The sequence below is a fragment of the Roseibium sp. AWQ4_254 genome (assembly GCF_056161025.1).
In genome coordinates this window covers 166,235-178,734 of the sequence record NZ_JBSWYH010000007.1, presented here as the reverse complement: position 1 = coordinate 178,734, position 12,500 = coordinate 166,235, and the positions used below count along the sequence as shown (strand labels likewise).

The window sequence follows — 12,500 nt, the reverse complement described above, 5'->3', positions numbered from 1 at the left end:
CCGGAACTGGCAGCAAACTGAAAGATGTGGCCGGAGCTTGAAGACTTTTGGAGCCCGGCGCAAGACCGTTCAAAGGTCAGGATGTGGGCGCCTCAGTCCTCGTCCCCGTGGCGTTGAATATCATCCTCCGCCAGATAGGTTCCTGATTGCACTTCGATCATACGGACCGGGATTTTGCCCCGGTTGTGCAATGTGTGCTGGGAGCCAAGCGGCACATAGGCAGACTGGTTTTCCGTCAGGAGGCGGGTTTTTCCGTCAATCGTGACTTCGACGGTGCCTGACACCACCACCCAATGTTCGGCGCGATGGAGATGACTTTGCAGGCTGAGGCCCTTGCCCGGTTTGATCAGCATGGACTGGACCGCGAATCTGTCGCCTGAATTGATCCGCTCCGTGTAGCCCCAGGGCTTGTAGGCGCGCGGGTGCCGTACGATCTCGTCGCGCCCTTCCGCCTTCAATTGCTCAACCACGGTTTTCACGTCCTGGGCGTTGTTCTTGTGGGCCACCAGAACGCTGTCACCGGTGGCGATGACCATCACATCTTCCAGGCCGATCACCGACACCAGGCTTTTCTGGGAATAGGCTAGACAATCCCGGCTTGACAGAAACCGGGTGTCCCCCAGACCGGTATTGCCGTCGGCATCCTTCTCAAGCACGTTCCAGATGGCCGACCAGGAGCCCAGATCGTCCCAGTCCGGGGCCATCGGCGCGCAGACCACGGTGCTGGCGTTTTCCATGATGGCATAGTCAATGGAAATGTTCTGGATCGCCTCAAACCGGGCCTGGTCGAGCCGGGTGAAGTCCAGATCCCCATGGCGCGTTTCCATGGCCGCGCAGACAGCGTCATACAAGGACGGCTGCAGGCCTTTGAAAGCCTCGATCATGGTGTTGGCGGCGTACAGAAAAATCCCGGCATTCCATACATAACTGCCATCTTCCAGAAAGGCTTTGGCCCGCTCGAGATCCGGCTTTTCGACAAAGGATTCAACGGCCCGCACGGGCGCTTTGCCCGGTGCGACCTTGATATAGCCGTATCCGGTGTTCGGTTCGTCTGGCTTGATGCCGAAAGTGACAATTGCCCCGGAGCGGGCCGCGTCTTCAGCTTGATGAACGGCAGAAAGAAACACGTCCTCCTTGCGGATCAGGTGATCGGATGGCAGCAGCAGCACAAGCGCGTCCGGATCCTGTTCAGCTGCAATCAGGGCCGCCATCAGCGCTGGGGCGGCCGTGTTGCGGCCCACTGGTTCCAATAGGATCGTATTGGGTTTGATGCCGAGTTCGGAGACCTGTTCGCCCATCTGGAACCGGTGGGCGTTGCTGCCAATCACGATTGGGGCCGCAAAGCCGGGACGGGCCACGCGCCGGCAGGTCTTTTGAAACAGGCTTTCGCCGTCAAACAGGGGCAGGAATTGTTTGGGCCTGTCTTTCCGGGACAGCGGCCACAGCCGCGTGCCGACACCGCCGGAGAGAATACAGGGAAAAATCATGGTCTTGTCCTGGAACTGTCAAGTTGTCCGTTTGCCGTCTGACGGCTCGCCTGAGCGCCTTCATACCATCTCACCCGGTTTCCGCCACCCATGCCGTGAGGGAGCGGCACTTGACGGTATGGAGCGTTATAATGTAACGCAAACTTGACGTCCGGGAGCGGTATCCCCCGGAGCGGAATAAGGTTTACGGTATGGGACTGGAAAACAACCGGCTGGTGCAGCTCGACGGGGCGGGCGTGCGCAGAAGCGGCGACTGGCTGGTGCGCGGTGTGGATCTGACTGTATCTCCCGGCGAAATCGTGACCCTGATCGGCCCGAATGGCTCCGGCAAATCGACCACGGCCAAAATGACCCTCGGCATTCTGAAGCCGACCGAAGGCCGCAGCCGCCGCAAGAGCGGTCTGAAAGTCGGCTATGTGCCACAGAAACTGGCCATTGACTGGACCTTGCCGCTGACGGTGCGCCGGTTCATGCGGCTGACCAACCGGCTTTCCAGCGAAGCCTGCCACTGCGCGTTGGACCAAACCGGGGCAGGCCATCTTGTCGACGCGCAAGTCCGCACGCTTTCGGGCGGTGAATTGCAGCGCGTTATGCTGGCCCGGGCCATTGCCCGCCAGCCGGACCTTCTGGTGCTGGACGAGCCAGTGCAGGGGGTGGACTATGCTGGCGAGATTGCGATTTACGATCTGATTTCCGAAATCCGCGATCGCCTCCGCTGCGGCATCCTGATGATTTCCCACGACCTGCATGTGGTCATGGCCGCCGCAGATCAGGTGATCTGCCTGAATGGCCACGTCTGCTGCCGGGGCACGCCGTCGGATGTCAGCCAGGACGAAAGCTATCAGGCGCTTTTCGGAGCCCGGGCCGGGGCAGGGCTGGCGGTCTACAAGCATCACCACGACCATGTGCATTTGCCGGACGGAACGGTGCGCCATGCCGATGGCAGCCTGTGCCCAGACTGCCCGGGCGGAGACCATCTGCAGGACGAAGGGCCCGCAACCGGGCAAGGGGCGGCCAGCCATGCTGGATGACTTTTTTACCCGGTCGCTCATTGCCGGAGTTGGGGTTGCCGTTGTGGCGGGGCCACTCGGCTGCTTTGTCGTCTGGCGGCGCATGGCCTATTTCGGCGATACGCTGTCCCATGCCGCCTTGCTCGGTGTGGCCCTGTCCCTGCTATTTGACCTGAACACGACCCTGGCAGTTGGGGCGACCTCCGTCGTGCTGGCGCTTCTGCTGGTCACTTTGCGCCGTAGCGACACGCTGTCCTCCGATGCCCTGCTCGGGCTCTTGTCCCATTCTGCCCTGGCACTCGGTCTGGTCTGCCTTGCGTTCATGACCTGGGTGCGCGTGGACCTCCTGGGGCTGCTGTTTGGTGACATTCTATCGGTTACCCGGCAGGACATTGCCATGATCTATGGGGGCGGGGCTTTGGTGCTGGTGGTTCTGGTCGGTATCTGGCAGCGGCTATTTGCCGCCACCGTCAACGCGGATCTGGCGGCCGGTGAAGGCCTGGATCCGGACGCCGTGGAGCTTGTCTTCATGCTGCTGACGGCAGTGGTGATCGCCATCTCGTTGAAAATTGTCGGGGCGCTGCTGATCACGGCCCTTTTGATCATACCGGCGGCCGCCGCACGGCGCCTGTCCTCGTCGCCGGAGCAGATGGCCGGTCTGGCGGCGGTGCTTGGCGGCGCTTCAGTGATCGGCGGGCTCTATGCCTCGCTGGCCTATGATACCCCCTCCGGTCCCTCCATTGTTGTGGTGGCCCTGGCTCTGTTCATGATCAGTCTTGTCCCGGGGGGCATACTTGTGAGAAGGATGAGATCAGGGTCCGGGCGTTGATCATGTCCTGGCCTTTCCAAAAGATCCTTGGGGCCAAGACAGCAGGAGAGCATCTTTGAGCGCGCATATGCATCCCGAATTGACCAAGAATCAGGCTCTGGTGTTCGGCTCTCTTTCGCGGGCCGAGGGGCCATTGACGGCCTATGCCATTTTGGACCTTTTGCGCGAAGACGGCTTCCGGGCGCCGCTTCAGGTCTACCGGGCCCTCGAAAAGCTGGTTGAATACGGCATGGTGCACCGGCTGGAGAGCCTCAACGCCTTTGTCGCCTGCGATCACAAGGGCTGCGCGGCCCATGGAACCGCCGCTTTTGCGATTTGCGATCAGTGCGGCAGTGTGCGCGAGTTTTCGCCGGATGCGGCCGTTCTGGCCTTGAAGGACTGGACCGAGGCGGAAGGGTTCCGCCTGTCCCGCTCCACGATCGAATTGCGGGGCACATGCCGGGAGTGTCTCGCCAAGGCGAACTGAACCACCTGCGGCAAAAAACGCGCGCCGTTTGAGGCAGACGCTCATTCGGAAACGCTGCGTTACTTCGCTATAAACCTGCCGAAGCGGACTTGAAGCTGCTTGGCCATCCCCTGAACAGTTGTCACATATCCCATCCAAGAGCATAGATAGTACAGGGCAGCTCTGACCCTTCCCGGTTCAAGGTCCTTGAAGGCCGTGGAGGTCCAGTGTGGGGGGAGCTGCCGGGACGCATTTTGATGCGGTTTGCAAACTGTGGACCGTAAGACGAGAGGCCGGGCGCGCCGGAACCGGAGCCCGGATGCATGAGGGAGAGCAGCATGGCTGTGCTGATTGCCGGATTGGTTTTGTTTTTGGGAATTCACCTGGTGCCGGCTTTTCCAAGGCTGCGCGCAAGTCTTGCCGCAAAGCTGGGTGAAAACGGCTACAAGGGGCTGTTTTCCGTTGCCTCGGCCATAGGTTTGGGCCTCACAATTTACGGGTATGGCCTGGCCCGGTTTGAAGGTCCGGTCCTGCTCTATGATCCGCCGGTCTGGTTGCGGCATGTCACCATGCTGCTGATGGTGCCCGTGTTCATTTTTTTGGTGGCCGCTTATGTGCCCTGCCGGATCAAGAGAGCCCTTAAGCACCCAATGCTGGTTGCAATCAAGCTCTGGGCGCTGTCCCATCTTCTGGCCAATGGCGATCTTGCCTCGGTGCTGCTTTTTGGTGGATTCCTGGCCTGGGCGGTTCTTGCCCGCATTTCCATCAAACGCCGCGGGCCGGGGGCAGGCCAGCTTCCCTTTGCGGCCGGTGAACCGGGAAAATTCTCCGACATCGTGGTGATTCTCACCGGCCTCGCGCTCTATGGCCTGTTTGCCTGGAAGCTGCACCCGCTTCTGATTGGCGTGCCGGTCGTTTGACAAAAGGGGAGGCAAGCGGCGGAAACCTTCGAAAAAGCGCCGCCGCATGCCTCAAAATCTGGCCGATTGCCCCACTTGCGCCACGAAGGGCGGATTAAAGCCCGGTCAGGGAATTGCCCGAGGCGGATCAAATGGATAATGTGCGCCACTCATAAAGGGATGGTGGCCCGGTTTTACGGCGCGCCGGCAAGGTAACTGCAGGAACAAGACACGCATGTCTGACATTTTTCGTGAAGTCGATGAGGATATCCGCCAGGAGAAATACCGTCGGCTTTGGAACCGGTTCGGTCTTTGGATTATCGGCTTTGCGGTTTTGATCGTGGTGGGGACAGCCGGCTACCGGGGCTTTCTCTATTGGCAGGAGACCCAGTCGGAAGCCTCCGGTGACAGGTTCTTTGATGCAGTGGAGCTTTCCGAAGCCAAGAACTATCAGGATGCGGCAGCCATTTACAAAGAGCTGGAAAGCTCGGTCGGTGGCTATCCGGCCCTGGCGCGGTTCCGTGCTGCGACTGATCTGGCCAGCTCGGGCGAAGCAACCCAGGCCCTTGCCGCATTTGACGCCTTGTCCAACGACGGCAGCCTGATGCAGGCGCTGCGTGACATGGCGGCCCTGCGCGCGGGTTATCTGGCCGTGGACACGCAAGACTATCCGGGCGTTGCCGACCGGGTGGAAAGACTGACCGGCGACACGTCTCCCTTCCGGGCGGCCGCACGGGAGCTTCTGGCTCTGAGTGCCTGGAAGAATGGCGATATCAAAACCGCGCAAAGCTGGATTACGGCTCTGGAAGAGGATCAGGAAACCCCGGTGGAAGTGAGCCGGCGGATTTCGATTTTGAACGATGTAATCCGCGCAGCCAATGGCGGCGCAGCGGCGGATGGTGAAGGAAGCAATCAGTGATTTTTGGGTCAGGTTCCACGCGCAGAGGTGCACTGCTTGGTCTTTTTGCGGTTTCCCTGGCGCTCACCGGCTGCGGATCGGTCAGTGAATTCAGCGAATCCGTCAATCCCTTCTCCCGGGAGAAAACACTGACCGGTGAACGGGCGCCGGTCTTTGACGGCGCCGATCCGGCCGCCCGCGCTCTGGGCAAGACCGCAAAGATCGGCTCCGCAACCGGCGGGCAGAGCTGGACGACTGGTGGCGGCGGCCTCACCAATGATCCGGGCAATTTGGCGGTTTCAGTCTCCGGAACCACGTCCTGGCGGGCAAGTGTTGGTGCCTCAGGAGGCGGGTTGACCTCTTCGGCCCTGCGAATTTCTTCCCGGCCGGTCAGCGATGGCAGCAAGATCTTCATCTATAAGCCCAATGGCGAAGTCGTTGCCCTTTCAACGGCGGGCGGACGGGTCTGGACCCAGAACCTGCGTCCGGAAGGCGAGCGGGATATCGGTCCTGGCGGCGGCGTGACCGTTGCGGGCAATGTGGTTTATGCGGCAACCGGCTACCGTCAGCTTGTCGCGCTAAATGCGGGCTCCGGTCAGGTTCTTTGGACCGCCGATCTGGACACACCGCCGCGCGGTGCACCAGTCGCCGGGGGCGGCCAGGTGTTTGTCGTGTCCCAGTCCAACGAAGTCTATGCCATCTCACAGACCGACGGCTCGCTCACTTGGACCTATGCGGGGGTGGATGAGACCGCCGGGTTGCTGTCAGCCGCCAATCCGGCGATTTCCGGCAACCGGGTGATTGTCCCGTTCTCCTCCGGTGAGATCATGGCCATCAACATGAAATCCGGTGAGGCGGATTGGATCGACAGTGTCTCCCGCGGTTTCCGCACCCTGGCCCTGTCCGGTCTGGCGGATGTGTCGGCGAGCCCAGTCGTCAGTGGCAACACGGTTTATGCAACAGGCGTCGCCGGGCGCACGGTTGCCGTTGATGTCCGCACCGGCCAGCGGCGCTGGGAACAGGATCTGGGCAGCGTGCATACGCCTGTGGTCTCCGGCAGCAGCCTGTTTATGGTGGATCTGGACGATCGCATGGTTGCCCTGGACCTTAAAAACGGCGAAACCCTGTGGGCGACGTCGCTGCCGCGGCCGGAAAAGAAGAAAAAGCGCCGCAACTGGGCAGGACCGATCCTGGCCAATGGGGCTTTGGTGGCCTTTTCCAGCGATGGCCAGCTGGCCATTGTAGACGCGGCAAGCGGGAATATCATGACCACCCAGCGCACCAATCAGGATGTCTATGTGACACCGATTGCCGCTGGCGGCCGTGTCGTGGTACTGACCGGCAAGGACGGCGTAGCCGCGTTTAATTAGAGATCCGGGCGGAGCCCTTGTGAAAAGGGCCCGTCTGTCAGGAGAAATTGCTGTGGGCGCAACTGTCGCCATTATCGGACGGCCGAATGTCGGCAAGTCCACCTTGTTCAATCGTCTGGTCGGCAAGCGGCTGGCGCTTGTGGATGACACACCCGGCGTGACCCGTGACCGGCGCCCGGGCGAAGCCCGTCTGGGCGATCTGAGGTTTACCATTGTCGATACGGCCGGGCTGGAAGAGGCCGACAGAGCCTCTTTGGAAGGCCGTATGCGCCGCCAGACCGAAGAAGCTATCGACAATGCGGACGCGGTTCTTTTTCTGATCGATGCCCGCGCTGGCGTGACACCACTCGATGCCCATTTTGCCGAAGTGGCACGCAAGACCACCCGTCCGGTGATCCTGCTTGCCAACAAGGCGGAAGGCCGGGCAGGGGAAAGCGGGCTTTACGAAGCCTACGCTCTTGGCCTGGGCGATCCGATCGCCATTTCCGCCGAGCATGGCGAAGGGCTTGCCGATCTTTATGACGCGCTCAAGCCCCATGTGGACCGGGTGACGGAAGAGGAAGACGCTCGGCGCGAGGAAGCCATCACCAATGTCGATGTCGACGAGGATGGCGAGATCGTGGACGAGGAAGATCCTGCAGGCTCCCGGGAACGGCCCTTGAGGGTTGCCATTGTCGGGCGCCCGAATGCGGGCAAGTCCACGCTCATCAACAAGATGCTGGGCGAGGACCGGATGCTGACCGGTCCGGAAGCGGGTATCACACGAGATTCCATCTCCGTCGACTGGATCTGGCGGGACCGTCATATCAAGCTGTTTGATACGGCAGGTATCCGCAAGAAGGCCCGGGTTCAGGAAAAGCTGGAAAAGCTGTCGGTAGCCGATGCCCTTCGGGCGATCAAGTTCGCCGAAGTCGTTGTGGTCACGCTGGACGCGACCATGTCGTTTGAAAAGCAGGATCTGCAGATCATCGATCTGGTTGCCCGTGAGGGCCGGGCCCTGGTGATTGCCATCAACAAATGGGATCTGATCGAGGACCGGGAAGCGGCCTGGAAAAAGATCCGCGACGCCAATGAGCGCTATTTCAACCAGATTCGGGGCGTTCAGATCGCCACCTTGTCCGGCATTCAGGGGCAGGGCATCGACCGGCTGGTAGAAAGCGTCTTCAAGGCTTATGAGGCCTGGAATGCGCGCGTGTCGACCGCCAAACTGAACCGCTGGCTGGACCGGGTCACCGCCAACCATCCGCCTCCCGCCGTGGCCGGACGCCGGGTGCGTCTGCGCTACATGACCCAGCCCAAGACGCGGCCGCCGCATTTTATCGTCTTCTGTTCCCGTCCGGAGCAATTGCCGGAAAGCTATACGCGCTATCTGGTCAATTCCATGCGCGAGTCATTCGATATCCAGGGAACCCCGATCCGACTTGCCTATCGGAAGGGGGACAATCCTTACGCCCCCCGGAAAAAACGAAAGATCCAGTAGCCCCGATCCTGTCCGGTCGCGCGGCGGTAGCCGGAGACAGGGGCCAGAGGACAGGGGCCAGAAGACTTGGGCCAGAGACAGATGTATCGGTACCGGAGCTGTGCCAACATGTTCATGCGGATTTGAAGGAGCAATTTGATGATTTCCGAACGGCTTGCCTTTGCCGAAAACCTGGCCCTGAAGGCCGGGGCGCTTGCGCTGGACTATTTCCGCAAACTTGACACCCTGACCATCACCCAGAAGGGCCATCAGGACCTTGTGTCGGAAGCCGACAGGAACGTGGAAACGCTGATCCGCCAGGAGCTTGCAGCTTCTTATCCGGACGATGGAATTCTGGGCGAAGAGCATGGCATGGAAGAAGGCACGTCTGGCTACACCTGGGTGACCGATCCGATTGATGGAACCGCCAATTTTGTGACCGGGATACCGCAATGGTGCGTGATCGTTGCCTGTGTCCATCAGGGCCAGGTGATTGCGGGGGTCATTCATGATCCGGTGGCCGGGGAAACCTTCACCGCTGCGGCCGGGCAGGGCGCCTTTTTAAACGGCAAGCCGATCAAGGCCTCAGACAGTGACAGCCTGTCGGTCGGCTCAGTCGGTGTTGGGTTCAATGGCCGCACCTCGATCACGGACGCGGTCAATGTTGTGGGGGCGGTGGTCTCCAAGGGCGGTGTGTTCTTCCGCAACGCGTCTGGCGGTTTGATGCTGGCCTACGCGGCCTCCGGCCGTCTGATCGGCTATGTGGAAGCCCACATGAATGCCTGGGACTGCCTTGCAGGCATGCTGATCACGACCGAGGCGGGCGGCAAAGTCATGGAGCAGGACATTGCCCACGCCCTTTATCACGGCGCGCGGGTGGTTGTTGGTGCTCCGGGTGTCTTTGACGAGCTCAAGGAGATTGCCGAAACCTCCTTCGCCCCGCTGGAAGCAGCCGAATAAGGCGGTCTTCCAGCGGCAGGACCGGCCTGGGGCGCAAAAGCTTCAAACGTGCTGGTCGACCAGAACCGGGTTCCCGTCCGGGTCGGTCAGCAGAAAGCTCGCAGGCCTGGAGGTCGTCTCATCGGCCTCCGCCTCAAACGCATATCCCTTTGCCTTCAGGCTCTTTTGCACATCCCTGATGTCCTGGAAGTTGTCCAGCTCGGCCGCGTTCTGGTCCCATCCGGGATTGAAGGTCAGCATGTTCTTCTCAAACATGCCCTGAAACAGACCGATGACGGTGCTGCCGTTTTTCAGGATCACCCAGCCGTCGGAGCCGGAGCCCCCGAGATCTGAAAACCTCAGCCCCTCATAAAAGGCTTTCGATTTCTGAAGGTCCTTATACCAACCTGAATAGATAGAAACCCATCTGATGGCGCTGATCCGGATTGGCCGGCAAGGCGCGTTGCGCAGGACGGCCTGGTTGGCCGTTCAAGCGGCGCAACGCAGTCCGGCGGGCCGGAGCAGGCCACCGAGGCCGTGTTTGAGGACTGTTCAGCTGCGTCCCAGGTTTTGAACGATAAACCATATCGCCCTGCAACCTGCTCCTTGCCGAACAGTCCCCAAACACGGTCAGATCGGTTCCTATCTATTGAGGTTGGTATTCACGGCAAGACTGATGGAAAAAGCGCCGAGCTGCATGGGAGGTCTCCTTTCATGGATGTCTCCAGTCAGCAAAGCGCATCAAGAGGCGCAGCTCCAGTCACGATTTGGAGCGACAAAATGCCCGTTTTTCCTTTTGTATTTGAGATCTTTGATTTCAGACAATGAAAGGAAGATCGGATGGACTGCGATTTGTTTCAGAGTTCGGACCAGGAAGCGCTCACCCGGTCATAGAGCGCACCCGTTTGTGAGACGCCTGGGGAGATCAGTGGCAGCAGGCCACTGGCGGCGTCTGCCGGGTTGGGCAGGCTGTCCGGGGCTTCGCCGGGCATGGCCTTGGCGCGCAGGCCCGTCCGGACCGGGCCGGGGTCGGCCACGTTGATTTTCATGGCCGTCTGCAGGCTTTCATTTGCCCAGGTTTTGGCCATGGCCTCGACGGCGGATTTGCTGATCGATTGCAGGCCCCAGAACGCGGTCCGGGTCCGGGCATGGGCAGAGGTCAGAAACAGCGCCCGTGCAGCCTCTGACTGGCGCAGCAGCGGGTCCAGGGAGCGGATCAGCCGCCAGTTGGCAGTCACATTCACCGCCATGACCTTTTCGAAGTCCTTCGGGCTGATATGGCCGAGCGGGGACAGGACCCCGAGCATGCCCGCATTGGCCACCAGAATGTCGAGCTTCTTCCAGCGCTCAAACAGGGCGGCGCCCAGCCGGTCCAGGGCGTCGAAATCGGCAAGATCGACGGGAACCAGCGTGGTCTGGCCGCCAGCGGCCTGGATTTCGTCATCAAGATCTTCAAGCCCGCCCACCGTGCGGGCCAGCGCGATCACGTGAGCGCCCTGGCTGCCGAGTTGCTTTGCGATCTGGTAGCCGATCCCCCGGGACGCACCGGTGACCAGCGCAATCCGGCCTTCGAAATCCTGTGCCATGCTGTTGCTGCCCCGATCCGCGCCTTATCCGACTTCGACCAGGCGCGGCGCGTTGCCGAATTCCTGATCCTCCGACAGGTCCGTCAGCGGGGTTGGATAGTCGCCGGTGAAACAATGGTCGGTGAATTGCGGATTGTCATTGTCGCGGCCCTCATAGCCCATGGAGCGGTAAATGCCGTTCACGGACAGGAAAGCCAGACTGTCGGCGCCAATATATTTGCGCATTTCTTCCAGACCGTATTTGGCCGCCAGCAGCTTTTCGCGCACCGGCGTGTCGATGCCGTAATAGTCGGAATAGCGGATCGGCGGGCTGGCGAGGCGGAAGTGAACCTCCCGGGCGCCGGCATCGCGGATCATCTGCACGATTTTCACCGAGGTGGTGCCGCGCACAAGGCTGTCATCCACGAGCACAACACGCTTGCCTTCGATCTGGGAGCGGTTCGCCGAGTGTTTCATCTTCACTCCGAGCGCCCGGATCTGCTGGGTCGGCTCGATGAAGGTGCGGCCAACATAATGGTTGCGGATAATGCCCAGCTCGAACGGCACGCCGCTTTCCTGGCTGTAACCGATAGCTGCCGGAACACCGCTGTCAGGCACGGGCACGATGACATCGGCATCAACCTGGGTCTCGCGGGCCAGCTGACGGCCCATTTCCCGGCGCACGTCATAAACACTGCGCCCGCCAATGATGGAATCGGGCCGCGAGAAATAAATATATTCGAAGATGCAGGGGCGGGCGGTCTGCTTGCCGAAGGGAAAGAAGGATTCAATCCCGGTGGAGGTACATACGATCACTTCACCGTTTTCCACCTCACGGATAAATTTCGCCCCGATAATGTCGAGCGCGCAGGTCTCGGAAGCCAGGATCGGCGCACCGTTGAGGTCGCCAAGGACAAGCGGGCGGATCCCGAGCGGGTCACGGGCGCCGATCAGCTTCTTGGCTGTGAGGGCCACCAGAGAATAGGCGCCTTCCATCTGGGTGAGAGCTTCGATGAACCTGTCGACGATCTTGCCCTTGCGCGAGCGGGCAATCAGCTGCAGAACCACTTCGGAATCGGAGGTCGACTGGCAGATGGCGCCATCCCGGATCAGCTGATGGCGCAAGGTCAGCGCGTTTGTGAAATTGCCGTTGTGGCAGACCGCAATGCCGCCGCCATCCAGTTCGGCAAAAAGCGGCTGCACATTGCGCAGTATCGTTTCGCCGGTGGTGGAATAGCGCACATGGCCAATGGCGAGCCGTCCGCTGAGCCGGCCAATCGTGTCCGCATCGGAGAAATGATCGCCGACGAGCCCCTGATGCCGTTCAGACCGGAACTGGTCCCGGTCAAAGGTCACGATGCCGGCCGCTTCCTGGCCCCGGTGCTGAAGGGCATGAAGCCCAAGCGCGGTGAGGGCGCTGGCGTCCTCGTGGCCCAGAATTCCGAAAACGCCGCATTCTTCACGCAGCGTGTCGGCGTCCATATCGAGTGGATCACGCATTTCGGTTCCGCCTGCCATGGCGAACACTCCTATTTTTCGCCGGTTGGGGCCGGCCAGGGGCTTTTGATCGGTCCGCCTGTCTGGAAGGCCGGGCCTTGA

General features: G+C 60.8%; 12 protein-coding genes. 8 read left to right on the top strand and 4 right to left on the bottom strand.

Annotated features, from left to right (window positions below; all coding sequences use genetic code 11):
- Positions 1-92: 92 nt before the first annotated feature.
- The gene (locus ACXAIC_RS07500; RefSeq protein WP_475175291.1) at positions 93-1,487 is read right to left on the bottom strand and encodes a mannose-1-phosphate guanylyltransferase/mannose-6-phosphate isomerase; all 1,395 of its coding nucleotides are present in this window, start codon (positions 1,485-1,487) and stop codon (positions 93-95) included.
- 191 nt (positions 1,488-1,678) lie between these two features.
- On the opposite strand from ACXAIC_RS07500, the gene ACXAIC_RS07495 reads away from it, so the two are divergent.
- The 8 genes from ACXAIC_RS07495 to ACXAIC_RS07460 all read left to right on the top strand — a co-directional run bounded on the left by ACXAIC_RS07495 (position 1,679) and on the right by ACXAIC_RS07460 (position 9,357).
- Complete coding sequence (locus ACXAIC_RS07495; protein ID WP_475175288.1) at positions 1,679-2,518, top strand: ATP-binding cassette domain-containing protein; 840 nt, start codon at positions 1,679-1,681, stop codon at positions 2,516-2,518.
- Positions 2,508-3,326 carry a metal ABC transporter permease gene (locus tag ACXAIC_RS07490; protein WP_475175286.1) on the top strand — a complete coding sequence of 273 codons (819 nt, stop codon included), beginning with the start codon at positions 2,508-2,510 and terminating at the stop codon, positions 3,324-3,326. The genes ACXAIC_RS07495 and ACXAIC_RS07490 overlap by 11 nt, the downstream gene beginning before the upstream one ends.
- Before the next feature lie 67 nt (positions 3,327-3,393).
- Positions 3,394-3,792, top strand: a complete 399-nt coding sequence (locus ACXAIC_RS07485) for a Fur family transcriptional regulator (protein WP_475175339.1) — start codon at positions 3,394-3,396, stop codon at positions 3,790-3,792.
- 317 nt (positions 3,793-4,109) lie between these two features.
- Positions 4,110-4,691: an NnrU family protein gene (locus ACXAIC_RS07480; protein ID WP_475175284.1), complete on the top strand. Its 582-nt coding sequence runs from the start codon at positions 4,110-4,112 to the stop codon at positions 4,689-4,691.
- 214 nt (positions 4,692-4,905) lie between these two features.
- Positions 4,906-5,589, top strand: coding sequence for a tetratricopeptide repeat protein (locus ACXAIC_RS07475; protein WP_475175282.1), 684 nt, complete (start codon positions 4,906-4,908; stop codon positions 5,587-5,589).
- Positions 5,586-6,938, top strand: coding sequence for an outer membrane protein assembly factor BamB family protein (locus ACXAIC_RS07470; RefSeq protein ID WP_475175280.1), 1,353 nt, complete (start codon positions 5,586-5,588; stop codon positions 6,936-6,938). The genes ACXAIC_RS07475 and ACXAIC_RS07470 overlap by 4 nt, the downstream gene beginning before the upstream one ends.
- 52 nt (positions 6,939-6,990) lie before the next feature.
- Positions 6,991-8,418: a ribosome biogenesis GTPase Der gene (gene der, locus ACXAIC_RS07465; RefSeq protein WP_475175278.1), complete on the top strand. Its 1,428-nt coding sequence runs from the start codon at positions 6,991-6,993 to the stop codon at positions 8,416-8,418.
- A 138-nt stretch (positions 8,419-8,556) separates the two neighbouring features.
- Positions 8,557-9,357 (top strand): inositol monophosphatase family protein, encoded by an 801-nt coding sequence (locus tag ACXAIC_RS07460; RefSeq protein ID WP_475175276.1) that lies wholly within the window; start codon positions 8,557-8,559, stop codon positions 9,355-9,357.
- A gap of 42 nt (positions 9,358-9,399) precedes the next feature.
- On the opposite strand, the gene ACXAIC_RS07455 is transcribed toward ACXAIC_RS07460, so the two are convergent.
- From ACXAIC_RS07455 to purF, 3 genes are all read right to left on the bottom strand, one after another.
- Complete coding sequence (locus ACXAIC_RS07455) at positions 9,400-9,753, bottom strand: VOC family protein (protein ID WP_475175338.1); 354 nt, start codon at positions 9,751-9,753, stop codon at positions 9,400-9,402.
- A 440-nt stretch (positions 9,754-10,193) separates the two neighbouring features.
- Positions 10,194-10,922: an SDR family NAD(P)-dependent oxidoreductase gene (locus ACXAIC_RS07450; RefSeq protein ID WP_475175274.1), complete on the bottom strand. Its 729-nt coding sequence runs from the start codon at positions 10,920-10,922 to the stop codon at positions 10,194-10,196.
- Between the two features lie 24 nt (positions 10,923-10,946).
- Positions 10,947-12,419 carry an amidophosphoribosyltransferase gene (purF, locus tag ACXAIC_RS07445; RefSeq protein WP_475175273.1) on the bottom strand — a complete coding sequence of 491 codons (1,473 nt, stop codon included), beginning with the start codon at positions 12,417-12,419 and terminating at the stop codon, positions 10,947-10,949.
- Positions 12,420-12,500 lie beyond the last annotated feature (81 nt).

Excerpts from the sequence above, each read along its gene's own strand:
- ACXAIC_RS07500 (WP_475175291.1), bottom strand. The coding sequence starts at position 1,487 with ATGATTTTTCCCTGTATTCTCTCCGGCGGTGTCGGCACGCGGCTGTGG.
- ACXAIC_RS07495 (WP_475175288.1), top strand. The coding sequence starts at position 1,679 with ATGGGACTGGAAAACAACCGGCTGGTGCAGCTCGACGGGGCGGGCGTG.
- ACXAIC_RS07490 (WP_475175286.1), top strand. The coding sequence starts at position 2,508 with ATGCTGGATGACTTTTTTACCCGGTCGCTCATTGCCGGAGTTGGGGTT.
- ACXAIC_RS07485 (WP_475175339.1), top strand. The coding sequence starts at position 3,394 with ATGCATCCCGAATTGACCAAGAATCAGGCTCTGGTGTTCGGCTCTCTT.
- ACXAIC_RS07480 (WP_475175284.1), top strand. The coding sequence starts at position 4,110 with ATGGCTGTGCTGATTGCCGGATTGGTTTTGTTTTTGGGAATTCACCTG.
- ACXAIC_RS07475 (WP_475175282.1), top strand. The coding sequence starts at position 4,906 with ATGTCTGACATTTTTCGTGAAGTCGATGAGGATATCCGCCAGGAGAAA.
- ACXAIC_RS07460 (WP_475175276.1), top strand. The coding sequence starts at position 8,557 with ATGATTTCCGAACGGCTTGCCTTTGCCGAAAACCTGGCCCTGAAGGCC.
- ACXAIC_RS07450 (WP_475175274.1), bottom strand. The coding sequence starts at position 10,922 with ATGGCACAGGATTTCGAAGGCCGGATTGCGCTGGTCACCGGTGCGTCC.
- purF (WP_475175273.1), bottom strand. The coding sequence starts at position 12,419 with ATGGCAGGCGGAACCGAAATGCGTGATCCACTCGATATGGACGCCGAC.